General features: G+C 38.4%; 23 protein-coding genes. 20 read left to right on the top strand and 3 right to left on the bottom strand.

The genetic code is table 11. The features are described 5' to 3' along the window. Positions 1 to 154: 154 nt before the first annotated feature. The gene (locus LCL91_RS19745; protein ID WP_224885006.1) at positions 155 to 2,062 is read left to right on the top strand and encodes a 3'-5' exonuclease; all 1,908 of its coding nucleotides are present in this window, start codon (positions 155 to 157) and stop codon (positions 2,060 to 2,062) included. A 17-nt stretch (positions 2,063 to 2,079) separates the two neighbouring features. Beyond that, positions 2,080 to 5,247 (top strand): DUF3427 domain-containing protein, encoded by a 3,168-nt coding sequence (locus LCL91_RS19740; RefSeq protein ID WP_224885004.1) that lies wholly within the window; start codon positions 2,080 to 2,082, stop codon positions 5,245 to 5,247. Here LCL91_RS19740 and mutT read toward each other — a convergent pair. After that, entirely contained in the window at positions 5,236 to 5,628 is a 393-nt protein-coding gene (gene mutT, locus LCL91_RS19735) for an 8-oxo-dGTP diphosphatase MutT (protein ID WP_224885033.1), read from the bottom strand. The two genes, LCL91_RS19740 and mutT, sit on opposite strands and share 12 nt — an antisense overlap. A gap of 78 nt (positions 5,629 to 5,706) precedes the next feature. Between mutT and LCL91_RS19730 the strand changes: the two genes are divergently transcribed. From LCL91_RS19730 to LCL91_RS19710, 5 genes are all read left to right on the top strand, one after another. Further along, a complete protein-coding gene (locus LCL91_RS19730; RefSeq protein ID WP_098442767.1) occupies positions 5,707 to 6,033 on the top strand; it encodes a nucleoside triphosphate pyrophosphohydrolase in 327 nt (108 codons plus the stop codon). After that, the gene (locus LCL91_RS19725) at positions 6,026 to 8,452 is read left to right on the top strand and encodes a DEAD/DEAH box helicase family protein (RefSeq protein ID WP_224885001.1); all 2,427 of its coding nucleotides are present in this window, start codon (positions 6,026 to 6,028) and stop codon (positions 8,450 to 8,452) included. Before LCL91_RS19730 ends, LCL91_RS19725 begins: the two co-directional genes overlap by 8 nt. Positions 8,453 to 8,626: 174 nt before the next feature. Further along, a complete protein-coding gene (locus LCL91_RS19720; RefSeq protein ID WP_224884999.1) occupies positions 8,627 to 9,784 on the top strand; it encodes a YHYH domain-containing protein in 1,158 nt (385 codons plus the stop codon). Next, a complete protein-coding gene (locus tag LCL91_RS19715) occupies positions 9,774 to 10,397 on the top strand; it encodes a hypothetical protein (RefSeq protein WP_224884997.1) in 624 nt (207 codons plus the stop codon). Before LCL91_RS19720 ends, LCL91_RS19715 begins: the two co-directional genes overlap by 11 nt. 470 nt (positions 10,398 to 10,867) lie before the next feature. Beyond that, positions 10,868 to 11,806, top strand: coding sequence for a DNA/RNA non-specific endonuclease (locus tag LCL91_RS19710; RefSeq protein ID WP_224884995.1), 939 nt, complete (start codon positions 10,868 to 10,870; stop codon positions 11,804 to 11,806). Between the two features lie 117 nt (positions 11,807 to 11,923). On the opposite strand, the gene LCL91_RS19705 is transcribed toward LCL91_RS19710, so the two are convergent. After that, the gene (locus LCL91_RS19705; RefSeq protein ID WP_224884993.1) at positions 11,924 to 12,250 is read right to left on the bottom strand and encodes an ArsR/SmtB family transcription factor; all 327 of its coding nucleotides are present in this window, start codon (positions 12,248 to 12,250) and stop codon (positions 11,924 to 11,926) included. Then, positions 12,250 to 12,678 (bottom strand): SRPBCC family protein, encoded by a 429-nt coding sequence (locus tag LCL91_RS19700; protein ID WP_194220776.1) that lies wholly within the window; start codon positions 12,676 to 12,678, stop codon positions 12,250 to 12,252. Before LCL91_RS19700 ends, LCL91_RS19705 begins: the two co-directional genes overlap by 1 nt. A 397-nt stretch (positions 12,679 to 13,075) precedes the next feature. Between LCL91_RS19700 and LCL91_RS19695 the strand changes: the two genes are divergently transcribed. The 13 genes from LCL91_RS19695 to LCL91_RS19635 all read left to right on the top strand — a co-directional run bounded on the left by LCL91_RS19695 (position 13,076) and on the right by LCL91_RS19635 (position 25,430). After that, a complete protein-coding gene (locus LCL91_RS19695) occupies positions 13,076 to 13,672 on the top strand; it encodes a hypothetical protein (protein ID WP_224884991.1) in 597 nt (198 codons plus the stop codon). Beyond that, positions 13,669 to 15,540 carry a DUF6792 domain-containing protein gene (locus LCL91_RS19690; protein WP_224884989.1) on the top strand — a complete coding sequence of 624 codons (1,872 nt, stop codon included), beginning with the start codon at positions 13,669 to 13,671 and terminating at the stop codon, positions 15,538 to 15,540. The genes LCL91_RS19695 and LCL91_RS19690 overlap by 4 nt, the downstream gene beginning before the upstream one ends. A 23-nt stretch (positions 15,541 to 15,563) precedes the next feature. Beyond that, positions 15,564 to 15,914 (top strand): hypothetical protein, encoded by a 351-nt coding sequence (locus LCL91_RS19685; RefSeq protein ID WP_224884987.1) that lies wholly within the window; start codon positions 15,564 to 15,566, stop codon positions 15,912 to 15,914. Positions 15,915 to 15,949: 35 nt separating this feature from the next. Next, positions 15,950 to 16,546 (top strand): flavin reductase family protein, encoded by a 597-nt coding sequence (locus LCL91_RS19680; RefSeq protein WP_224884985.1) that lies wholly within the window; start codon positions 15,950 to 15,952, stop codon positions 16,544 to 16,546. A 126-nt stretch (positions 16,547 to 16,672) separates the two neighbouring features. Then, on the top strand, positions 16,673 to 17,194 hold the full coding sequence (locus LCL91_RS19675) for a DUF6141 family protein (RefSeq protein ID WP_224884983.1): 522 nt from the start codon (positions 16,673 to 16,675) through the stop codon (positions 17,192 to 17,194). A 249-nt stretch (positions 17,195 to 17,443) separates the two neighbouring features. Next, the gene (locus LCL91_RS19670; protein ID WP_224884981.1) at positions 17,444 to 17,758 is read left to right on the top strand and encodes a DUF5082 domain-containing protein; all 315 of its coding nucleotides are present in this window, start codon (positions 17,444 to 17,446) and stop codon (positions 17,756 to 17,758) included. Further along, positions 17,755 to 19,422: an HNH/ENDO VII family nuclease gene (locus tag LCL91_RS19665; protein WP_224884979.1), complete on the top strand. Its 1,668-nt coding sequence runs from the start codon at positions 17,755 to 17,757 to the stop codon at positions 19,420 to 19,422. Before LCL91_RS19670 ends, LCL91_RS19665 begins: the two co-directional genes overlap by 4 nt. Further along, positions 19,419 to 19,862 carry an SMI1/KNR4 family protein gene (locus LCL91_RS19660; protein ID WP_224884978.1) on the top strand — a complete coding sequence of 148 codons (444 nt, stop codon included), beginning with the start codon at positions 19,419 to 19,421 and terminating at the stop codon, positions 19,860 to 19,862. The genes LCL91_RS19665 and LCL91_RS19660 overlap by 4 nt, the downstream gene beginning before the upstream one ends. 746 nt (positions 19,863 to 20,608) lie before the next feature. Next, complete coding sequence (locus LCL91_RS19655) at positions 20,609 to 21,997, top strand: HNH endonuclease (RefSeq protein WP_224884976.1); 1,389 nt, start codon at positions 20,609 to 20,611, stop codon at positions 21,995 to 21,997. Positions 21,998 to 22,017: 20 nt separating this feature from the next. Next, a complete protein-coding gene (locus LCL91_RS19650) occupies positions 22,018 to 22,467 on the top strand; it encodes an SMI1/KNR4 family protein (protein WP_224884974.1) in 450 nt (149 codons plus the stop codon). A gap of 166 nt (positions 22,468 to 22,633) precedes the next feature. Further along, positions 22,634 to 24,151 (top strand): DNA/RNA non-specific endonuclease, encoded by a 1,518-nt coding sequence (locus LCL91_RS19645; protein ID WP_224884972.1) that lies wholly within the window; start codon positions 22,634 to 22,636, stop codon positions 24,149 to 24,151. After that, on the top strand, positions 24,152 to 24,625 hold the full coding sequence (locus LCL91_RS19640; RefSeq protein WP_224884970.1) for an immunity protein YezG family protein: 474 nt from the start codon (positions 24,152 to 24,154) through the stop codon (positions 24,623 to 24,625). It begins immediately after the preceding gene. A 349-nt stretch (positions 24,626 to 24,974) separates the two neighbouring features. After that, positions 24,975 to 25,430, top strand: a complete 456-nt coding sequence (locus LCL91_RS19635) for a T6SS immunity protein Tdi1 domain-containing protein (protein ID WP_425589705.1) — start codon at positions 24,975 to 24,977, stop codon at positions 25,428 to 25,430. The last annotated feature ends 97 nt before the right edge of the window (positions 25,431 to 25,527 follow it).

Genomic DNA, 25,527 nt, shown 5'->3' with positions numbered 1-25,527 from the left:
AGCAAATTAGTATATAAGAAAACTATTTAAAGTTAAATTTACTTTTCTTTAGTCTTCAATATACCTCTGTTTTTTTACATAAAAGAATCAGTTAAATCCAATAAATGATATAATACCATATTATACCTGTTGTTTCGGGAGAGGAGGAAATACTATGGCTATAACAGTTCCTGATACTATAAGGAGCAGTGCCACTAAGGGAGAGCGAGTGCTTTTTCAAACCCTTAAAGAATTTTTAGATGATGATTACATTGTTTATTATGAACCTGACATAAACGGTAAACGCCCAGATTTTTTAATCATTGGACCCTATTTAGGTTTGCTTGTACTAGAGGTAAAAGATTATACACTTAAAACACTTCATCATTTAAATCATGATGAGTGGGTTATTAACAGTACAACGAATGGCATGATTACGGTGAAGTCACCCCTAAAACAGGCAAGAGATTATATGTTTGATATTCAAAATCTATTAAAGAAAGACGGAAATTTAACACATCAAGAAGGTAAATATCTTGGAAAACTGAAATTTCCGTGCGGGTACGGTACAGTGTTTACTCGTCTCACTCAAACGCAGTGTATCAGTAGTGACTTATATGAAGTCATTGACCCTATTTTTTTATTAACACGAGATGAGGTTGACCCTGAGCAGGACGGATTTTCCGAAGAACAATTAATTGAAAAGCTGTTTAGCATGTTTACAATCCCGTTTCGATTAAAAGAACCACTTACCATACAAGAGATTAAGGCAATTCGTTATCATCTATTTCCTGAAGTCCGCATTAGTCGTGAGTATCGAGAACCAGCGCCTTATCGTGACCAACTTCTTCTATCTCTACATAATCTTGAGACCATGGATCTTCACCAAGAAAAATTAGCAAAGCAAATTGGAGAAGGCAATCGATTAATTAGAGGAGTTGCAGGGAGTGGAAAGACTCTAATTTTGGCAAGTAGAGCAAGGTTAATTAAGCAACAAAATCCAGATTGGAAGATTTTAATACTTTGCTACAATATATCACTCTCTAGATCGATTGAGGCGATGGTACGTGCCAAAATGGAAGAACCAACTGATTTATTTGAGGCTGCAAATACACCTGAGGATAGATTTGATGGAATTACAGTGAGGAACTTCCATGAGTGGCTAAAAAAAGATTTGTATATTTCTGAGGCCAAACTCCCAATCTTTATAGATAAGATTGAGAAAGGTGAAGCAGTATTACCAAAATATGATGCGGTGCTAATTGATGAAGGGCAGGATTTTGAATCTGACTGGCTTAGGCTTATTAGTCTCTTACTGAAAAAAGAAACTTCTTCTATGTTGTTAGTTGAAGACCGTGCTCAAACGATCTATCAACGAGGTCGGAATTTGTTACAGCATACAGGACTTGATTTTAGAGGCCGTTCTAAAATCTTGCAGATAAACTATCGAAATACATCACAAATTATTCAGTTTGCATGGGATTTTTATCAGAAACATTCAGAAACAAAAAAAGTGGTGTCAGGACAAATAGAGGGTCAGGAAATCATTCCTCCCCAAAGTACAAGAAGGAAAGGTCCTGAACCAGCACTTATACGATTCACTAACTGGTCAGAAGAGGCAAATTATGTAGCCAAAACCATGAAAAAACTCCATGAAGAAAAGAAAGTGCCTTATGATGAAATGCTGATATTATATAGAGTTAAACGAACATATAAAGTTGGTATTGTAGAAACATTGAAAAAGGTTTTTGATGAACAGTCTATCCCTTACACATGGGTAACAGAAAACCAAGAGTCTAAGCGGCTTTATCAGAAAGACGATGGTACTGTAAAACTTTCAACTTTTGATAGTAGTAAGGGTCTTGATTTTCAGGCTGTTTTTATTGTGAATGCTGATAATATGCCTTTTGCTCTTGAAGAAGACAAGAACAGGGAGGCCGCTCTTATGTATATAGGAATGACAAGGGCGATTGAATATTTAATGATTTCGTATAGCGGAGAGTCGGAGTATACTAAATATTTCGAAAAACTGTTAACAGACAAAAAGCGTGGTAAAAAAGTTAGTCAATCCCTAATAAATTAGATTCAAGGAATGATACCATGACAAAAAAAGGAACATATGAGGAACTAAAACAAACGAACAAACGCTACCCCACAAACCAAAAGCATTCCCCGCTACCACCAATCGAATACTCAGATGCTCTCATCCATAAAAGCGCTCTAGCAATCGGACAAAAATTCGAGAGATTATTGGAAGATGGAAAGTTAGAGGAGGCAATTAAATTTACTCACCAAGTTCTCCAGCTTGTTGGTGATAAACGTGATGATTTCACCCTACCATTATCAAACATTCTTTATCGATATGACAACCAAGAGATCCCTGAGCTAGAAAACCAACACTTATCTTCAATAGAACTGATCTCAAACGAAAAGCAGAAGATGAAGAACTTATTTAAATCATTGAAGTTTGAGATGCTAACAGCTGATTCGGTGTCCTTTATGGTGAGCTTTATTCGAATGTCTGGGTTGCAACTGCTAATTCGACCGTTAACGGAGTTGCAACAACGTGGTATTAAGGTGAGAATTCTAACATCACTTTATATGAACGTTACAGAAGCAAAGGCACTACGAAAGCTGCTTGAATTTTCAAACGTAGAAGTGCGCGTATTTGATTCTGGAAGAGAGTCATTTCACACGAAAGCCTACTTGTTTGAACGTGCTTCTGGATTACATACGGCAATCATTGGTTCTTCGAATTTATCTCATGCTGCCTTAATTAATGGGCATGAATGGAATGTGAAAGTTCCTGACTCTAGCTATTTACCAATCTATAAACAGGCAATGGAAAAGTTTCAGAAGGCATGGGATGATGAGAGATCACACATATTAACAGAAGAATTGCTTGAACGGTATGAGCAACATTTAGATGAAAAGGAAACGAAGCCTGTCATTCGGCCGTCGTTCCAAATTTCACAAGTGGCAGAAAGTAACGTCTCTTACTCACCTCATCCTGACATTGAACCAAATGAAATGCAGAAGAAGGCGTTACAAGCTCTAAAGCAAACACGAGAGAATGGCAATCGTAAAGGCGTTGTGATTGCAGCAACAGGAACGGGAAAAACCTATTTGTCTGCCTTTGATGTATTTGAATTGAAACCTAAGCGTATGCTTTTTCTCGCACATCGGGAAGAGTTACTCGACAACGCGAAGGATACGTTTGAACAGGTGTTTAACAATACTCATTTATGTGGGAAGTTAACTGGAAAAGAAAAAGACATACATAAACCGTTTTTATTTAGTACGGTTCAGTCACTTCATTCTGAACAGGTGCTACATCATTTTCATCCGAATGAATTTGATTACATTATTGTTGATGAATTTCATCATGCTGAAGCACCAACCTATTTGAAGATCCTTCACTATTTTGAACCAACCTTTTTGCTAGGGTTAACAGCAACACCTGAACGAATGGATGGTCGGGATGTGCTTGCACTTTGTGATTACAATGTAGTGTATGAAATACGATTACGCGATGCTCTTGAAGCGGAATTACTGGCACCTTTTCATTACTTTGGGTTAGCAGATGATACGGTGGATTACAATGAAATAGGGTTGCGAAATGGATTATTAGATGAACGCCAACTTGTAAAAGCGCTAAAGACAAATGAGCGTGTCGATTATGTCCATGAGATGATCAAGCGTTATGGGTTTGATGGGGAGCTGCTTATTGGGTTAGGCTTTTGTGCAACGATTGAGCATGCGATGTTTATGAGCGAATCGTTTAACCGTTTAGGTTATGTAACGACGGTGCTCACAGGAAATGATTCTCCTGAATATAGAGGACAGGTTGTTCAGCAGCTTGAAGATAACGAAGATCCGCTGCAAATGATTTTCTCAGTGAATATTTTTAACGAAGGAATAGATATTCCTCGACTCAACCTGATCTTATTTCTAAGACCAACTGAATCCTCTACGGTGTTTATTCAGCAGCTTGGAAGAGGTTTGCGAAAGGTCGAAGGGAAAGAGTTTGTCACTATACTCGACTTTATTGGAAACTATCAAAAGTCGTTTATCGTTCCTTTGGCGCTTGCTGGTGAGACCAATTCACGTGCGTTTGATAAGGATTCACTTCGAATTGCTGTTCAGCATGAGTTTGCTGATCTACCTGGCGCGTCATATGTTGACCTTGACCAAGTTTCTCAAAAGCGTATTTTAGAAAAGATCGATAGTATTCGAATGGATTTGCTTGCGATGCTAACAAGTATTTATGCGCAGTTTAAGCGAGAACTTGGAAGATCCCCAGAGGTAATTGACTTTCTTTATTCTGAGAGTGCCCCGAACTTGCATTTCTTTGTAAAGAGATTAGGGTCTTGGGTGAAAACGAAGAAAAAAATGAAGGATCTTTCTAAAGTAGATGAAGTTATTTTAGAAAATGAACAGGTAAATGAGCTGTTTGAGCGAATGGAGAATATGTATCCAATAAAGTGGCCGTATGAGTTAGCCATTTTGGAGGCTGCAAATGAGGTTCCTGTTGTTCATCAGTCAGATGTTTTTCGTATTATCCAGCGTCGTTTCGGTATTCTACCGGATGAAGAAAAACATCGTAGCTTAATTCATGATGCAATGCTGAAGTTAACTCAGGGATATAAAAAGCACAAGCATGTGATTGGCATTATTGAAAATGAAGGCTTTAGGATAGATAAACGCTTATCTGAAGCCTTATCGATTGATTTTGTTCATGAAAAATTCATAGAACGGATAGAATATGGAATTGTGGAGTTTCGTCGTACGTTTAAACCAGATCGTTTTCTGGGAGAAGGCGAGCGTGTGATTCGTTATCAAAACTATTCGCGAAATGATTTGATCTTTTTGTTTCAAGCGGGTGTCCAGGAAGGAACTTGGCGTGAGGGTGTAAGTCGAGTTGGAAACCACTATTTGCTTTTCATAAACTTAAACAAAGATGAAGCCGTATCGAATCACCTTCACTATAAGGATTATTTTATCGATCAGCGTCACTTCCATTGGCAAAGCCAGAACCAAACGTCGCACAGTTCATCTGTTGGACAAGCATATATTAACCATAAGGAAAAAGGCATTCACATTCACTTGTTTGTAAGGAAGTTTAATAAAATGCACGAGATAACGTTGCCTTTTACCTACTTAGGGGAGATCGACTATGTTTCAAGTCATGGGGACAAGCCGATGAGTATTAAGTGGAAGCTTCATCATCCCGTGCCAGAGGATTTATTTATTGATTTAATTCGATAACAGCTTATCGATTGTTGGAATATCAGCGGGAGCCCATTCAAGAGAACGTAAATCATTCTTTGAAACCCACTCCAACTTAGCGTGTTCTTTTGCTTTGGGTTCACCGTTAATAATAGTTGATTCATATGTAAGTAGATTAACAATGACGTTAGGGTATTCATGAAGAACTTCTTCTACTTTTTCTTGAACCGAAATTTCACAGTCTAGTTCTTCCTCAATTTCGCGTATTAACGTTTGTTCAGGTGTTTCCCCTTCCTCAATCTTCCCCCCTGGAAACTCCCATAAATTTGGTAGAGACATCGTGGGAGAGCGAAGAGCACAAAGGAATTCATCTTGTTTGTTGCGAATTACCGCACCGACGACTTTGACTTTTTTCATGATTTGTTAGCAACTCCTTAATCATAATTACTCCATCTATATTATCATTGAATTATATCAAATTGCGAAAGGTGGATGACCATGCCAACTTACAACAAGCTAATCAGAGACCGTATCCCAGAGATCATCAAAGCGACTGGAAAAGATTTTAATATTACAACGTTAAATGACTTTGAATATAAGGAAGAACTTCAATCAAAATTAAAAGAAGAGCTTCAAGAGTACCTTGAAGCAGATGGAGATAGCCATTCCATTGAGGAACTAGCGGATATCCTAGAATTGATCCATGCGCTTACGACGGTACATCATTCTTCCTATGAAGAACTTGAACAGGTACGAAAAGAGAAGAAAGAGAAGCGTGGTGGGTTTGAAGAAAAGATTTATCTGATAGATGTAGAAGATGAGTAAGATTCAACTAGTTACAGATAAATTAATTGATCACCTTGTACGAGAAATTGAGTCAGCTGATTCGATTTATATCCTGACTTCATTTGTAATGAAGTCAGGGGTAGAGCTTCTTTATCATCATTTGGAATTGGCATTAGCGAGAAGAAAGACGGTTAAGCTATGTGCAGGTGATTATTTATTCGTCACACAACCTGTGGCACTTCAAAGGTTACTAGAACTGGAAGGCATTGAACTGCGCTTATTTCAAAGCAACGGCCGATCCTTTCATCCAAAAGCATACTTGTTCGGAAGTGAGTCGGAGACGGGTTCTTTCCTAGTTGGTTCGTCTAATCTATCACGATCGGCTCTAACGAGTGGTGTGGAGTGGAACCTGTTCTTACCTGAAAGCAGCTCACCATCAACATACCAGGAAGCGGAAGATTTATTTTTACATACGTTTTATCATGACAATACTATTCCATTGAATGAAGAATCCATTCAGTTATATAAAGAGCGTTATGAGCATTATCATGAAAAGTACCCAGATCTCCTGCAAAAGTGGAGCAAGTTAGAAGAAGTGGAAATGACGGTTGGTACTCCAGATCAAACGAATACAATTCACGAAAGTAGATTGCCGTACGGAATTGAATCTGAAAGTGTTCTTGAGCCGAGACAAGCTCAACTTGAAGCTTTGGAAGCTCTCGAAGCAACCTTGGAAGAAGGTTACACCAGGGCGATGGTTGTCCTACCGACTGGAATCGGGAAAACCTATCTGGCTGGATTTTTTGCACGTTCTTTTAAACGTGTCCTTTTTGTTGCGCACCGAGAGGAGATTTTGTATCAGGCTAAGAACTCATTTCAGCATGTCCTTCCTGATCGCTCTACTGGAATTTACAATGGACGTGTGAAAGATAAGGCTGACATGCTGTTTGCTTCTGTTTTTACAATTGGTCAGGAAAAGAATCTAAAGCAATTTAGCCCAGATGAATTTGATTTAATTGTAGTAGATGAGTTTCATCATGCTGCAGCGAATTCGTATCAGGGAATTATCGATTATTTCAAACCGGCGTTCTTACTTGGAATTACAGCTACACCGGATCGAATGGATAGTAAAGATGTTTATGGGATATGCGGCGGTAATGTGGCGTATCAAATGCATTTTATTGAGGCTATTCAGAACGATTGGTTAACGCCTTTTCGGTATTTTGGTGTTTATGATGAAACGGATTATTCAAAGGTTACTTGGCTTGGGAATAAGTACGATCAAGAAGAGCTACTAGCAGCACAGTTAAAAGATGAAGTAGCGGACAAAATCCTTCGTGCATGGGTAGAACACAAGCAGTCACGTTCACTTGGGTTTTGCTCATCGATTGTACAAGCGAATTTTCTAGCAGAGTATTTTAATGACAAAGGATACAAAGCGATAAGCTTGAATTCAAAGTCACGGAACTACTCGAGAAAAGATGCGATTGATGCATTAACAAATGGTGATGTCGCTATTATCTTTACTGTCGACCTATTTAATGAGGGGGTAGATATTCCTCCGGTTGATACACTTTTATTCGCAAGACCAACTGAATCATTAACGATCTTCACGCAACAGGTTGGGAGAGGTCTTAGACTACATAATGGAAAAGAATACTGCAATATCATCGATTTGATCGGAAACTATCGAAATGCGGATATTAAGCTTTCGTTATTTGATACTTCACCAGAGCAATCAGGTAAGAAGAAAACAGTTGAACCAGTTGTGCCCGCAAATTGTGAATTGAATCTTGATCTTAAAGTGGTTGATCTACTTAAGGAACTGAAAAAGAAGAGGCAGCCAAGAAAAGAGAAGCTATTTAATGGGTATCAAGATTTGAAGTTAGAGCTTGGAAGACGTCCAAGTTATTTAGAACTTCATTTGTATGGCAGAGAAAATAGTCGAGAGTATCGACAGGAATTCGGCTCTTATCCAGGATTTCTGCAGTGGGCAGGTGAGTTAGCTCCTTTTGAGGAAAAAGTATATAGAGATTATGAAAGCTGGGTTAAGGAAGTTGAACGAACCGGAATGGCAAAAAGCTACAAGATGATCGTTCTTCATTACATGTTAAGTAGGGGAATGGAGAATTGGTTAGCATCTGTCACTCCAAAAGAAGTCGCTCCCTATTTTCATCAGTATTTGACTGAAAAAGAGTATCGAAGGAAAATCGATTTCTCTGATAAAGGGTCTCGAGCGATGTGGGAATATGATGAGAGCAAAGTCGCAAGTTTAATTGCGAGAATGCCTATGACGAAGTGGAGTGGCAGTTCTAAGGGATTGGTTGTATTTGATGATGGGACTTTTTCGTTTGATTTGGAATTGGATAATAAGGAAGAGAACGAGTTGCTTTATAACTGGACGAAAGAGATTTGTGAGTATCGGTTGCATGAGCATTTTGAGAGGAAGGCGAGATGATATCTCGTCTTTTTTTTATTATGACTATCTGAAGTTTAATGTAGTATTGCCTAAAGCTCTGTTAAAAAAACAATCATCCAAAAAATCTCATAATTACAACATTATTATAACTGTTGTAATTACTTGGTAAAGATTGTTTAATAGATATAGATTTCATAAGGGGGAATTTGCATCATGAAAACAAATTGGATTGGGCTTGGTCTAGTCATCTTGTTGATAATCACTCAGCCTATATCTGCATTTGCACATTCGGGGAGAACTGATTCAAGTGGAGGGCATAACTGTTCTCAAAAATCAATCGATAAAGGTTTGTGTACAGGCTATCACAATCATAATAGTGGAAATAGCGGTTCCAGCAGTTCTTCAAGTAATTCTTCAAGTAGTTCGTCAAGTAACTCGTCAAGTAACTCATCAAGTGGGTCTTCAACAAGTTCCCAGTCTTCAAATACATCAAACTCATCTACTGGAAGCTCATCAAATACTAGTAGTTCTTCTCAATCAGAGAAGCCAGCTCCAAAACCAGAGCCAAAAATAGATGAAAAACAAGTTGAAGCAGATGAACACACATCTATAGCAAAAAGCCTAGTAAAAGAAGAAAAATATGTAGAAGCATTAAAGGAAATTGAAAAGGTTTACGACCTAAATAAGGATACATCAGCTATAGATTCATTTGTTGCAACAACGGTTAGTAGCATATATTCTAACGCTGAAAATGCATTGAAAGATAAAGAGTATGACGAGGCTAAAAAAGAAGCGAATAAGATTCTTGAATATGATCGAACAAGTGAAAAAATTGTGACTGAAACGGAAGAATTAATTTCAAAAATAGAAACAGAAGAGAAGTATGAAGAAGCAATTGAGCGAGCTGAAAATAAATTGGATGAAAAAGCATTTAGAGAAGTTTTTGAAAGTCTAGAAGAAGCTGCAGAAGTTAAGGAGTCAGATAAGACAGAACAAATAAGAGAGGAAACAATCCAAAAGCTAGAAAAAGACGCTAAGGAACTTTACAACAACGCAAAATTAAAACAGGCAAAAACACAGTATAACCTTCTGTTTGAAGTAAACAAAAAAGATGTTTACCAGGACTTGATTACTGAGATAGAGGGAGAGGAACGTCTTGTGGATACATATGGATTAGATGTTCCTGATAAACAAGGTGATTCTATTTCTTTATATGAACATTTGCAAATTGAAGACAATGAAACTCCTTATCAAGAGAAAGTCGTGGATAAGCTTGAAAGTCTTGTGGGGAATGCGAAGGATAACGTTATCTTTATATTTGAAAAGTCGATAACAGAGCTATTTAATGGTGGTGAAAAGGATGCGGCATAGATCAGAACAACAAGGAAATAAACGGTTTTATCAAAAAGCCTGGTTTATGTGGGTTTTTCTTATTATCTTTCCACCTGTAGGGATCTTCTTATTGTGGAAGCAAAAAATATTTAAAAAACCGACACGATTTATTTTGACAACAGTGGGTGTCCTTTATTTTGCTTCACCGTTTTTTCTTGTAGCAAATACAACTATACCATTGTTTTATAATCATGAAGAATTTGTAGAAGCATACCAGGCCGAGGCTAAAGAAGTTGATGTACCTTTTGAACTTAAGCAAGCAGAAGAAACAGATCATTCCATTACATCAAAACTTAGCGAAGATCTTACAATTATAGAAAATAAAGATGATGCAGGACAAATTCATGAAGTTGTTTTAGTAGGTCAAGGCGAAGGCTCGGATATTGTCTTAGCAATGGGACTTACAATTGGTCTAGCTAACGAAGACCAATCTATCGACGAAGTAAAAGAAATAATGAATGAATTAAAATTATTTGATGAAAACTATGATTTTGAAAACAATGAAACTACTGTTGAGCGTGATACAATTCGATATAATATGAAGTACAAACAATCGGAAGGTTTGTTATTGACAGTATCAAAAGTGAATTAAATTATTGAAGTGTTCTTTTGGGAATTAAAACCCTTGAATGGAATAGCCATTCGGGGGCTTTTTTAGTGAAAAAGATAAACATAAGGATTGATGATAAGTAAAAATTGATAATAATTAACTATTAAGCCCTAAACTTTGCTCCAAGCCGATGGGAGAGTAATCAATCGGTAGATAGGAGCAAACATTTCCAGAACCTTCAGCTTCACACGAATTTCTTGGTGCGAATTAAGGGAAGAACATCGCCTGGATGAATCACATCACCATTGTGAATGGCTCTTTCAATTTATGCTCAGAACGATTGGTGAAAATCACGACAGGGTAATACGTAATATCGGTAAGCTTCTCCCGGAGAAAAAATTTCAGTGACTCAATGTGGCTATAGTAAATATACTCTTTCTTTTATTTTTTTTAGCAGTACCGTTAATAGATGTTAACATTACGAAATTTCCCTATTATAGGAGCGTTCTAATATGAAAACGAAAATGAACTATTTCATCTTATTTTTAACGATCATTTTTATAGTTGGTTGTACCAACATAGAAGGGGCATCCAATAAAAATGCAGAAACAGATACACAAGAAGTAAGTACAGTTGAAACAAATGAAAATAGTGAAAAAGAAGAAGCGAACACTAAGGTTGTTGATGAATCAGTAGAAGAGGAAACACCAGACCTACCAAATAATGAACAGTTCTCAGAATACAAACTTATTGAAGTTGATGGTGGTGATTTGTCTGGACATCGAGAACCTAATGTCGTCGTTGATATAGGTTACGGTGAACGTGAATATTGGGCATTTACGAATGAATACGGACAACTCGTACGTGTCGTTGCTGACGAAATCATTTTACAAGATGATCGTAACGAACCTGTATTATCGTCTGGACGGTACTATTCTGATGAGGCAAAGGTTCCGGGCGTCGAAAGTGACGTTTTAGATGAAGGACATATTATTGCTGATTCTCTCGGAGGGGTATCGAATGCTTATAACATTACCCCACAAGAGAGTACACTCAACCGACATGGTGATCAAGCTTATATGGAAGACGCGATCCGAAGCGCAGGTGAAGCTACTGATTTCGAAGCCATTATCACCTATTCGGATACGGAAAAGCAGATACCTTCAAGTTATCAGTACACGTATACGTTGAACGGAAATGAGATCGTTGATACATTTGATAATGTGAACCCTGATGAAGTTAACGCATCGCTCGGCTTAACTGAGAGCGAGCCTGACGATTCAACGCCTTCAGACACAGAGGGTGATATTTCTAGTATTGATGCAAACGGGAATGGACAAGTGACGATTAAAGAAGCAGAGGCAGCGGGTTTCACTATGCCGATCATGAGTGATCATTGGTTATATCCTTATATGCGTGATAATGATAATGACGGTATGGTAGGTGAATAAGAGTCTAGAAAAATATACGCTTCGTAGGGACGGTTCTTATGATGCGATAGTTCGAAAAAAGGTAGAGGAGCATTAATTATTAGTATAATTGATGCTCCTTTATTTTGGGGCCAAAAGCTATTCTTTAACATTCTCCTCTACCATATGCCTCAGCATACTAAGCTTATTATCCCAGAATTGCTCGAAATAGGAGACCCATTCTCTTACTTCTGCTAACTGCTCGGGTTGAAGGGAGTAGATTTTGCTACGGCCGACTTTGCGATCACTGACCAGACTAGCTTCTGATAACACATTCAAATGCTTGACGATTGCGGTCCGACTAATCGAGAAATGCTCACAAATTTCTTTAATGGATGCATCGTCTTTAGCAAGAAGGATGAGGATTTCTCTTCTTGAAGAATCTGCGATTGCCTGATAAACATCATGCTTAGGCGCTGCCGACATTAGGCTTCTACAACCTTACGCAATCGATCGTTGACGATGCTTTCCCAGCCGTTGTTCATCGTATTGCGGGCGTCTTGCTGCGTCTTATCGGTTGGTTTCATGATTTCATCTGGATGACCCCAGCCATCGTGAATGAGTGTGAATTCCGTCTTGTCTTCTACTTCTTCTAATAAAAAGTGAATCACCCAGCCCTGATTTCCCCACGAGAAGGAGAGTTCTTTTGGTGGGTTCACCGTTAAGACTTTACAAGGGGATGTTTCAAAAGGGGTTTCTAGCTCAAACTCATGCCCTTCTACAGCCTTAAAGTCGTTTGGCATAAACCATTCTGCCATGCCTTCTTGAGAAGAAACGGCTTTCCAAACTTTTTCGATGGGCGCTTGAAAGGTTACTTGCTTTTTGATTTGTGGTACTTTGTTTGTTTCACTCATGTGGATCCTCCTTGATATGACACCATTTGGTTTTATGTTTATTGTAACACCGTTTGGTTGTATATCAAGTTAAGAAGGGAGTGGTATATCATATTTCTCAGTTTTTGATTTTTAAATATTTAAGTTGTAAACAGTTGTTAAATTAAGTACAAACAGTGTGTAATTGATTCTATTAGAAAGAAAATCATGCTTTAATTGCTTCGTTAACAGTTAAGCAGTTATTTACTAGTATACTTTGTTTAGGTATCATATAATAAAAGATACATATTTTGGATGGTGATAAGGTGGTTTATACTTTCTTATTCTAAAAGACTTTACAGAATCGGAGGTTTCCATTGTGAAATCTATTGTTAAGCTTGTTTTCTTGTGCATGATTCTTTTTATAGGAGGTTGCCAAATGGGAAATGAAAGACCAATCACGGATCCCGAAAAAGTGTCTGCTGAAGATTTACCTGATACGAGAGCGATGCAGGATGAATTTACTAGAAGTTTCTTAAAATCTACGGAAGAGGTAGAGGAAGGTTACTACTCATTTGTTTCTGGTATTGATCGTTATGAAATGAATTTCCCGAAATCGGGAATAATTGGTGAAAAAGGTTATTCAAAAGATGAGGGATTTGAACAGCTTTCGATTGGGATTGAAAGTTCATCTTATAATATTGGGATTACTTCTGAGTATATTAGCCATTTAAAAAAAGATAATTTAGAGACGAATTTATCTCTTTTAGGTAGCATTGCTGAAGATGTAGATTTTAAACAAATAGACAACGATACGGCTGATCTTCATTATGGGAAATTTAATAGAGAAGATAACTATGGATATCTAGCGTACGTACAAAACTCGAAAGATACGGGTGGTATTCTTATTTCTTATTACATTCAATGCACAGAAACCAATGATAGCTGTGAGGATAATAGTAAAGAAGAGGTATTCCTCAAATGGTTAAAGAGCTTTAAATTTAATGAAAAAGGTACAACGGGTGACGAGTCGTGAGTGAAATCACTTTTTTATTGAAAACCCTTCGACTCCGATTAATCAACATTGAATATGAAAACTTATCTAACGCTGAACTAAAAAATGAAATTGAACGGATCTACGTTGAAGAAACTGGTCGAGAGCTACCAGGTGAAGTAAAGATCTTAAATTCTAGTGACTCAATTGATTTAGTCGGTGATGAATCAGGTTACAATGGGACAGCCATTTCTCTAACGAATGATAATGGATTGAACGAAATTTATTTGATTTCACAAGGGACTACTGATGCCATTGACTGGGAATACAATCTCACTGGTATTTTTGCGGGTAAGTCCATTGCTCAAGCAGAAAGCACTTCCATATTCTTAGATGAAGCAATAAGAAAATTCTCACCAGAGAAAGAACCAACTGTTATTGGTTTATCTCACTCTCTTGCCCATAATAATAATGCTATTGCGCAATTAACTAACGGTGGCTTCAATAATATATATAGTGTGAATGGAGCTCCTCCAAGTTTTTATCAATTATATGATAGTGATGTCGATTTTCGATTTGCAGTAAATGAAAAGTTTGGAATAAATGTTGGAGATCCTTCTTCAGTCTACTCCCTTCCTCCAAATCAAGTAAAAGAATTTGCCGAAGACTACTACATGGAAAAAGGAGCAAACATTCACTCTGATATTTCGTTTGACGATCCTTTATTTGGTGTAAGTGGTATTAGGGGTTTTATACAAGTAGGTACTACAGAGTTTATTGATACAAACCCAGAGTATGGTGGCATTCGTGAGTTGTTCAAAGATGTTCCAGATGACGTTTTTGAGAGTTTTCAAGAATTATCGATAGTTTATGCTGAGACTTTCAATAAAAGTGGAAGAGATAAAGCGATTGAAGAATTAACAGGTATTAATGCAAAATACCTGGATAACGGAAAAATCGATAAGAAAGCTCTATTGGATATAACAGAGATTGGTACCTTTTTCGATATGCTTAAGGATGTCGATAGAAAAATAGACCCTCTTCTAGAACGAGTCAAAATTGTAACTACTCATTCTAAAAGTATTGGAGACTCTCTTTTGAAAGCAAATTACATTACACCTGCTAAAAGAGACTTACTTATTTCTGAGCTGGATAATCTACAGTCCTCATTAGAAAATGTAAGGGAAATCTATACTGATCTGATGCATAAGAGCCCAGAATATAATGCCATTGTACCTGCTTATGGTGCCGCTGGATTTTATATTGGAGAGACTTTAAATGATGTCTTTAACCTTGTTACCGAAGTAAATGCAATTATCGATAGTGCAAACAAGCTAGGTGAAGAGTTTGGAGATCTAGGTGATACAATTGTTGAAAGTCATGGCATTGCGGAAATGTTAAAAGCTCTATCAAGTGACAATCGTTCTTATGTAACAAATGGACATTCGATTGAGCTCGTGCTTGCAGGGAATAGTAATGGTCAGCCGATCAATGTAAACATATCTGCTGCATTGAAGATTTACGAGCAGGGACAAAGCATAGTAGAAGAAAAAACACGTTTGCTAAATCGTCTAGACGAAGCTATTGAAGAAGAAATATTTGAGGCTTATCGAATAGAAAGGCTACGAACATTACAACGAATCAGCCAAATCGAAACCAACCCACAGGGTGAAATGACGATGTTGCATGAAAAGGTATACGCCCCACGAAACTCCGCAAAAATTATTAGCATTGAGGTACATGAATCTACCCCTCCTTTACAGAATGTTGATTTTACAGAAACTTATTTCTATTTGCATCAGCATATACAGGACACTCATGACTTTCTCCATCGTTTTAGAAAATCAATAGAAGACTTCTTCGATAAGGACGAAAAGATTGCAACAATGTTTAACACCATTGCTCGATAGTTTGGTGTAAAGGAGATGTACTAATGGTTTCAAGTGACGATAGAAAATCAATTAATTTTAATACAACTATACGCCCGCATGAAGATCATCTTTATAAAACGAACGTCTTACAGAGCATTGTGGAACAAATCGAAGACCAAGATCAAAATTTTAAATCATTGATTCAAAACGTGATCGTAGGTGAACAGCAGGATGGGAAATGGGCAAAATCGGTAGAGGAAACTACCGATAAACTTACAAAACGCGCTATGCATATGACATCTGACCTAAAAGATCAAATTAAGCACGGTGTTATTACTTTCGATCAACAAGTAGAAAAAATGAAGGAACAGAATGTAACGATTACGTATACTCAGTCTGGTTCAGCTTTTTAATCTGTTTTGGCAGTCAAGTATAAGGAGTGAAACCAATGGACGTAACCCCTTCCGACTTAAAAACCAAAGATATCTACAAACTACTGACCGGCTCCGTTGTTCCAAGACCGATCGCCTGGGTATCAACCGTTTCCGAAGAAGGCGTGCATAACTTAGCACCATTCAGTTTCTTTACCGTTGCTTCCACGAAGCCTGCCATTCTCGCCATCTCTATCGGTCAGGGGTCAGGTGAGAGACTGGGTGCGGAGAAGGATACGCTCGCAAATATCCGGACTCAAAAAGAGTTTGTCATCAATGTGGTGTCGTGCTCTCTTGGAAACGAAATGCAAAAAAGTGCAGAGAACGTGCCTGCGGAAGTCGATGAATTTGAGCATGCTGGTTTCACACCGATCGATAGTAAGACGGTGCAGCCGAAGCGGGTGAAAGAGGCGTTGATTCATATGGAATGCAAGCTTCATCAAATTCTTCCGCTTGGATCGAATGCGCTTGTTCTAGGGGAGATGACGCACTATCATATTCAGGATGAGGTGTATCTAGGAAACTATAAAATCGATCTCGAAAAGCTTTCTCCTCTTGGCAGGCTTGCGGGGAACTATAGTGAGAGTAAGGGGTTTTTTACGTTGCCGAGATGAGGTTAACAAAGTTACTTTCATCAACCTGCTTTCTAACTTGAGTCCCTGTAGCATACTTTAAAGCGTGATGGAAGAGTATCTGTTCGCTCAGGGTATCATTTGTAGTATAGGGATAGGGAGGGGTTGATGAAATTGAACCAGGAAATCCACTACAAAGAAGTCCAGCGCCCAAACCAGGTCTGGATCTGGGCGATTGTAATAGGCATCGCGATTTTAATGTGGATTGGCTTTTTCCGTCAGGTCGTGATGGGCATTCCATTTGGGAGTCAACCAGGTTCTGACATGGAAGTAATCATGTTATGGATTATTTTCGGAATTGCTTTTCCCATCGTGATGCTCGGATGGCTGCGACTGATTACTGAGGTAAGGGATGACGGGGTTTATGTGCGATTTGTCCCATTTCATCTAACACCTCGTGTTTTCTTCTATAAGAATATTACGCGTTATGAGAGTTTGAACTACCGGCCACTTCGTAGGTTTGGTGGATGGGGAATCCGATGGAATTTCAGCGGTGAGAAGACTTATTCCATTAGCGGGAAGCACGGCGTTTTGTTGGAAGTGAACGGTGAGAGGGTTTTGATTGGATCACGGGCACCGGAGCGGTTGGTGGAAGTGATGGATCGGGTGAGTAGAAACGATAATAAGTAGATACGTTTGTAAACAGCATAAGAGGTTCATAGAAATGGTCCTTTTCTCTTAGTAGAAAAGGACTATTTTTGTGGAATGCGTCGAAAGACATAGAAAAGAAGGGAAAGAGAGGGTATTCTAAGTTTAGAAATTAATGGAAGATATGAGAGCGATCATTTCCTGCTCGACAATACAGCGGCTATACCTAACTAGACGTACACATAGACTTCATTTGTGGTGAAACGAGGTTTGGTCGAAAAGGAGGTTGCGGTGTTAAACGAACTAGAAGAATTTAAACGTTATTTAGAGCGTATGAAGTATCGGGCAGAAGCCGAGGCATTGGAAGCGTATCTAGGAAAGGTAAGGGAAGCTAGATTTGATATCGATGATAGTAAACGAGTCTTTGATCACCATCATTCGACTTACTCGTCGAATTGGGTTGGAGAGGCACGTGAAGCTTATGAATCGCTTATCGGAGAACTCGAACAAGCCTCTCAGAGTGTGTATGCGGTTCATGAGGAACTGACCTCTGCGATTAACGAAGAAATCGACCGACTTCTTCAGAAAGCGGAGGGCTTGAAGTGACGAGAATAGCAATTAAACCAGAACAATTAAATCAGCTGGCAAGCGGCATCCAGGATGCCGAGCGAAAAGCAGATGAAGCGATTAGCGATTTTAAATGGAACTATCAATCTCTTCTAATGAACATCACGGGCGCGAACACCGGTAAGATTGATGCTCTTCAAGCGGAGTTGCAATATGAAATGCGCAAATACCGGGACAAGCTCCATGACCTACAGGCGGCAGTGAAACTAACCGAGAGAAAAATGACGGAAGAGGATCGCTCGCTTTCTGCGAAGTTCGGCCTTATGGCATTAAAATTTAGTGGCTTAAACAGGTTGTTTCAAGACTATGATCCCGTTACTGGAGAAGCATTAAGCTGGAGTGAACGGCTTTTGGGAAAAAATCCACTGAATGCTTCATACGGTGGTGCATTTGGAGAAGTGTTTCCAGATCTGCAATATGCCTTAAACCCACAGGTGATTCAGAGTAGGATGAAGCAAACGTATGAAAGTGTCGTGCTCGACCCTTTATCAAAAACAACGGCTTATCTAGACGAGGTGCGCCGGGATGTGTCGCATAGTGTGGTGAGGTACTCAAGCTATGTGGATCGCTGGTGGGGAGAGACGCGGCAGAAGGTTGATGAAGCGCGGAATACGGCACGGAGCTTTTTAGGTGATGTGGTAAAGGGTGTGCAGGTTGGAAGCGGGAATGCAGTAGAGGATGCGATTGATGGGTTTAAGGAGCTTAACGCATTAGCTGAAAAAGCATTTGGACCGAACTTTGCTGTGTATCGCGATGAGGAAGATCTCCCTGAATTACTATTTAAAAGCTTAGAAACGATAAACTTCTATAAGAACATTTTTGATGATCCAAAAGGCAATGTCCAGAAGGTGTTGGATGTACCAAAATACATGTGGCAAGGGTTTAAGGAAGCCTGGGATCGAGACTTTTTGAACGGCGACGCCAAAAGTCGAACGGCATTCATTACTTACGGTCTAACATCATTAGGAATTGGAGCCATAGGAGATAAAGGTCTCGGCAAAATCGGAACAACCGCAAAAACGATTGAGGATGTTGCGGATGCCGCGAAGAATGTTAAGGTTGAAGGGAAGGGTGCTCAACCGGCGTTAGCAGGGGCGGGTGCTGGGGCAATTTCTAAAGGTGGCGCTCCTTATAATGTGTGGAATGATCCGGTTTCGCGGATCAAGACTGAGATTGATCGGGTTTATGGTGGGAAGGGTAGTAAGGTTACTAATGGTTCGGATAAATTAAAGTCAGCAAAAGATATTTATAAAGTTTCACCTAAAAGTGTTAACCAAGCGCTAGTAGGATACGAGCAAACTCATAAATTCACAGCACAATTTAGGGGATTTGAAGTAAAAGCACAGCGTTCCTTATCACATATGTCTGATAAACAATTGATATACTTATTTAAAAAAGGTTACTCACCAAAGGATGGAGCAAATGATACAATTATACTTCATCATCATGAACAACAAATTGAGGGACCAATGATTGAGATGCCTAATAGATACCATGATTTAGGTAATAAGAGACAACATCCATTTGGAAATTCAGGTGGAGTTGGCAGTGGAGAAGCTAGGATTGAATTTAATACTTGGCGTAAAGAATATTGGAAGGCAAGATACGCCAATGAAATGATTAAAAGGGGGATCATTGAATGAAGATAGAAATATTAAATGCTATCGATGAAGAAGTCGAAATGTGCCCAGAAGCCTTTGGGGGACCTCTTAATATTGAGGAAGTAAACCAAGCAGAAGATGAACTAAAAGTAAAATTGCCAGAGGATTTTAAAGAATTTCTTTTGAGATATGGTTCTGGAGCAGCTGGTGAGGCTATTATTTTGGGATTGAAAGAGGCAGAGTTTGTTGCAACACCATCATTTGTAGAGAAATCTTTACATTTTAGAAAAGTACTTCCTAAAGGGTATGAAAATTTTACTGCTATTGGTATTGACGGTGCAGGGAATCCCGTAGGATTTAATTTCCCGAATACAGAGATTATTACATTTGACTTGAATTTTGGTGGGAATAAAATTATAGCAGAGAGTTTTGAGGAGTACTTAGAGAAAGCAATACGTGAAGAATTAAATATACATTTTTAAAATCCAAGATATAAATTGCAATAAGATAAACTAAAGAAAATTAACTGTAAGCACTTGATTGCATATTAGGCAACAAGTGCTTTTTTGAGTGAAATTAAGGCTTTTGGCAATATAAAATGCTTGTATACATCACAAAGGCGGTTCCAAAGGAAATTAATTATGAGAATATTAAAGGTTATGCGGATAGGTACCTCGTTCCACTAAAGAAAGACAGAAATAGAGGGGATAAACCGCCCTATGTTATCTTTTCGCTCCACCATCGCGTGTACGTTTCTCATGATACAAAAATTCTAAATAAAGTGAAAGGGAGCATTAATTATTCCACTAATTAATGCTCCCTTTCTTTATGCAATGGAGACAACAGAACCGTCCCGACGATTATGAAATGCGCAAATACCGGGACAAGCTTCATGACCTGCAGGCGGCAGTGAAATTGGAGAGCCATGGGGACAGGTACCTCGTCCCACTAAAGAGAGAGGTAAGGTGAATAAACTGCCCTATATGGTCTTTTTATCTCTATCATCGAGGATACGTTTCTCATGATACAAAATTCTAAATAAAGTGAAAGGGAGCATTAATTATTCCACTAATTAATGCTTCTTTTTTTATGGGATGAACTTAACAGAACCGTCCCGATAATTATGCGCAAATACCGGGACAAGCTCCATGACCTGCAGGCGGCAGTAAAATTAACCGAGAGAAAAATGACGGAAGAGGATCACTCGCTTTCGGCGAAGTTCGGCCTTATGGCATTAAAATTTAGTAGCTTAAACAGGTTGTTTCAGGACTATGATCCCGTCACGGGAGAAGCATTAAGCTGGAGCGAACGTCTTTTTGGAAAAAATCCACTGACGGCTTCATCCAGTCGTGCATTTGGAGAGTTGTTTCCAGACCTGCAATATGCCTTAAACCCACAGGTGATTCAGAGTAGGATGAAACAGACGTATGAAAGTGTCGTGCTTGATCCTTTATCGAAAACAACGGCTTATCTAGACGATGTTCGCCAGGATGTGTCGCATAGTGTAGTTAGGTACTCAAGCTATGTCGATCGCTGGTGGGGAGAGACGCGGCAGAAGGTTGATGAAGCGCGGAACACGGCGCGGAGCTTTTTAGGTGATGTGGTAAAAGGTGTCCAGGTTGGAAGCGGGAATGCAGTGGAAGATATGATTGAGGGATTTAAGGATCTTAACGCATTAGGTGAAAAAGCATTTGGACCAAACCTTGCTGTGTATCGCGATGAAGAAGATCTCCCTGAGTTACTATTTAAAAGCTTAGAAACGATAAACTTCTATAAGAACATCTTTGGTGATCCAAAAGGTAATGTCCAGAAGGTGTTGGATGTACCGAAATACATGTGGCAAGGGTTTAAAGAAGCCTGGAATCGAGACTTTGTGAACGGCGACGCCGAAAGCCGAACGGCATTCATTACTTACGGTCTAACATCATTAGGAATTGGAGCCATAGGAGATAAAGGTCTCGGCAAAATTGGAACAACCGCAAAAACAATTGAAGACGTTGCGGATGCAGCGAAGAATATTAAGGTTGATGGGAAGGGTGCTCAACCAGCGTTAGCTGGAGCGGGTGCAGGGGGAGCTTCGGTTTCTAAAAGTGGCGCACCTTATAATGTGTGGAATGATCCGGTTTCGCGGATTAAGACTGAGATTGATCGGGTTTATGGTGGGAAGGGTACGGTGAAAAGTAATTTAGACGTCCAATTTACAAAAAAACAACTTGTCACTAAACCCTCATACTCCCCCTCTCCAGATAAATGGACAAAAAAAGGTGGTACAGTAAGAATTGATGATAACGGAATTTGGGTATATACAAATAAGAAGGGTCAGACTGTAAAGTACCCTAATGGTTATCCGGATTTTACTGAATACTCTCATCCAACTGTGAAGCCTGTAGAGATTGAGCTTGCAAATCCAACAAATCGTCCAATGGATTATAAAAATGCTAATATAGAAGCAGGTTTGACCAAAAATTCTAATCCACCGGTACCAGCACTAGATAAGCCACCTGCAGGATATATATGGCATCATCATCAAGATGGAAAAACAATGATTCTTGTGGATAAAGATATTCATAGGGAATTTACTCATGCTGGCGGTGTATCAATTGTTAATGGAAAATAAATTAAGAGGGGGATTTTAATATGGTGAAAATTGAAAACTCACATAAGAGACTCTCTATGGAAGAGATTGAGCAGTTTGAAATAGAAAATGGTGTGAAATTAACTGAAAAATATAAGAGATTTTTATTTAAATGGAATGGTGGATATCCAGAACCTAGTATATTTAATATTTCTGATGAACTTGGGAAAAGTGTTTTGAATGTATTTAATGGAATTGGAGATATGTATGATAATTTAGAGAAGGTTATAGATATATATGAGTTTAGGCTTGCAAAGGGCTTTGTTCCAATTGCAGATGATTCAGCAGGTAATGTTATATGCTTAGGTACTGAAGAGCCATATTATGAAAAAATTTATTTTTGGGATCATGAACAAGAACCAGAAGATCCTGATGATATGAGTAATATGTATTTTTTAGCAAATGATATTGATGAATTCTTGGATAATTTATATGAGGACACTGAATTATAAAGAAGAAGGTGGGATATTTTATTGCATGATGTGTTCACCATCGCGAGGACGGTTCTCATGATACAAAAATTCTAAATAAAGTGAAAGGGAGCATTAATTATTCTGTTAATTAATGCTCCCTTTTTTTATGAGAAGGACTCAACAGAACCGTCCAGAAGATTATGAAATGCGCAAATACCGGGACAAGTTCCATGACCTGCAGGCGGCAGTGAAACTAACCGAGAGAAAAATGACGGAAGAAGATCACTCGCTTTCGGCAAAGTTTGGCCTTATGGCATTAAAGTTTAGTGGTTTAAACAGGTTGTTCCAGGATTATGATCCCGTTACTGGAGAAGCATTAAGCTGGAGTGAACGTCTTTTTGGGAAAAATTCACTGACGCCTTCATACAGTGGTGCATTTGGAGAGTTGTTTCCAGACCTGCAATATGCCCTGAACCCACAGGTCATCCAGAGTAGGATGAAGCAGACGTATGAAAGTGTCGTGCTTGATCCTTTATCGAAAACGACGGCTTATCTAGACAAGGTGCGCCGAGATGTGTCGCATAGTGTGGTCAGGTACTCAAACTATGTGGATCGCTGGTGGGGAGAGACGCAACAGAAGGTTGATGAAGTAAGTAATACAACGTGGGATTTTATGGGTGATGTTGTAGAAGGTGTGCTGGATGGAAGTGGGAATGCAGTAAAGGATACATTTGAAGGGATTTTTCATGAAGGGTGCCTTGAAACAATCCGTCGTTTAAATCCTGTGTATAGCGTAACGAAAGATGTGCCTAAACTGATAAGCTTATCTAAAAGCGTTTATGAAGATCCAAAAGGCAGTTTTCAAAAAGTAGTCGATGTGCCGAAATACATGTGGCAGGGTGTTAAAAAAGCCTGGGATCGAGATGTCGTATACGGAGATGCGTCCAGTCGAACAGAATTTTTCACCTATGGGCTGACCACTATCGGTATAGGATTGTTAGGAGATAAAGGTCTCAGTAAAGTTGGAACAGCCGCGAAGACGATTGATAAAGTCAGTGATGCAGCGAAGCGTGTTAAGATTGAAGGAAATGGTTTTCAGCCCGCATTAGCAGGAGTCAGTGCTGGGGCGTCTTCTAAAGGTGGCGCACCTTATAATGTGTTGAATGATCCGGTTTCGCGGATTAAGACTGAGATTGATCGGGTTTATGGTGGGAAGGGTAAGAATAGTAAAAGAGTTAATAGTGGGTATGCATTAGGTAGTCATTTTTTAAATGAATTTAAATTAAAACCTAACGTTAAATATGAAACGAATGGATATCATTATCAAACAGACGATTTGGGGAGAATTAAGAAAGCTTCAGGAGTACTAAAGTTGGAAATGGGTGTTCGTGATACAAAACATCAGTTAGCTGCTGGGGGGGTAGACCGAATTAAAGCTCCTAGTACTCAAGGAGATCATGGTGGACATTTAATCGGTACGCAATTTAATGGATCTCCATTAATTGATAACATCGTTGCAATGAATGGAAATGTAAATGTAAGTTCCTTTAAAAAACTTGAATATTCTTGGGCAAAAGCTTTGAAAGAAGGTCAACAAGTATCGGTAGACATAAAACCAATATATGAAGCGCAGTCTTTTCGACCAATTAAGTTTGAAATAAAGTATAAAATTGATGGTAAAAAGTATTTAGAAGTCTTGGAAAATAGTTATGGAGGGAAATAAATGAATAAAGAGAATATGGAAGAACTCTATCAAAAAATAGGACAACAGTTAAATTTAATTATTCCTGAAACTTGGGATAAAGTGTTATTATATTCTGAAGTTACAGAGTGGAGTAATCGAACCTATTTTTACTACTATCCCCACAATAATGAAATGCCTACTTATAGTTTAGATATTGAAGATATGGATGAAGTTAGTGAAGATGAAGTTAATCAAAAGTTACATCAATTATATGAATATCTAAGAGAGTTATGGAATGAATTTAAAAATCAAAAACAAGAACAATGGACCAATTTAACACTTGAATTAACATCAAACGGAAAATTTGAAATTGACTATAACTACGAAAATTTAGAAAATGAAGATAGCTATGAGCAACAAGTCATTTGGGAATATGAAAAATTAGGCATGATGCCCCCAAAAAATCGTCAACGTGATTATAAGATAATTGAAGAATATAAAAAAAGAAATTAATAACTCATTCGCGAAAAAGAGCCGTGGGAAAGGTACTCGTCCTACTAAAGAGAAGACATAGGAGGAATAAACCGACCTATGTTATCTTTTCGCTCCACTTAAAACAAAATGCTCCGCTTATGCCATAATAGAGCCACTATCAAAATGATAGTGGCTCTATTACTACTTTTGCAGTCCCATTGTAAGTATCAACAGAAGAAAATGCATACTAACTTATTATTGAGACTAGGTACCTGTCCATCCCCTCGCTCAAAATTAACAGAGTAATTAAATGAGGCATCCTATTTGGACAAGGTATTTAGCGATTTCATAAAAAATGAAACAGTCAATAAAGATATTATTTTAAAGTATAGAAATATGGGGAAAATATGGTTTTGGTACTCTTGTAAATGGTTTTTTAAAAGTAATTAATCCAGAAGACTATCTAGATATTTTAGAGAAAAGTTATTCAAGATATGAGCAGGCGATTCCTATTTTCACAACCTCAATAGGGGATATTATTGTATGGGAAAAAGATAAGTATATAAATTTATTAATTTATAGGAAAGGGTATGTTCATGTAGTTTCATCCGGATTTGAATTTTTTTTTGAGGACTTAAAAGAAAATGATTTTATGACGGATGAATTAATGTGGCTACCCTATCCAGAAGCGATAGAAAAAGATAAAAAACCAGAGTATGACGAGTGCTTTGGTTATACACCTCTACTAGGATTAGGTGGATCAGAAAAAGTAGAGAATCTAAAAAAAGTTAAATTGAAGGAGCACATTCTAGTTATTACTGAATTGATGGGACCAATTCAGTAGTTTTCGAAAGCATTGCACAACCTGCTATAAGAGCATCGATGATTTTGAGAAATATTGTAAAGGAGCGTCAATTATTAAATTGATTAACGCTCCTTTT

Source organism: Guptibacillus hwajinpoensis (assembly GCF_020171785.1).
Classification (GTDB): domain Bacteria; phylum Bacillota; class Bacilli; order Bacillales; family Guptibacillaceae; genus Guptibacillus; species Guptibacillus sedimenti.
The sequence above is the reverse complement of the archived record's forward strand: the minus strand, read 5'-3'. Positions and strand labels throughout refer to the sequence as shown.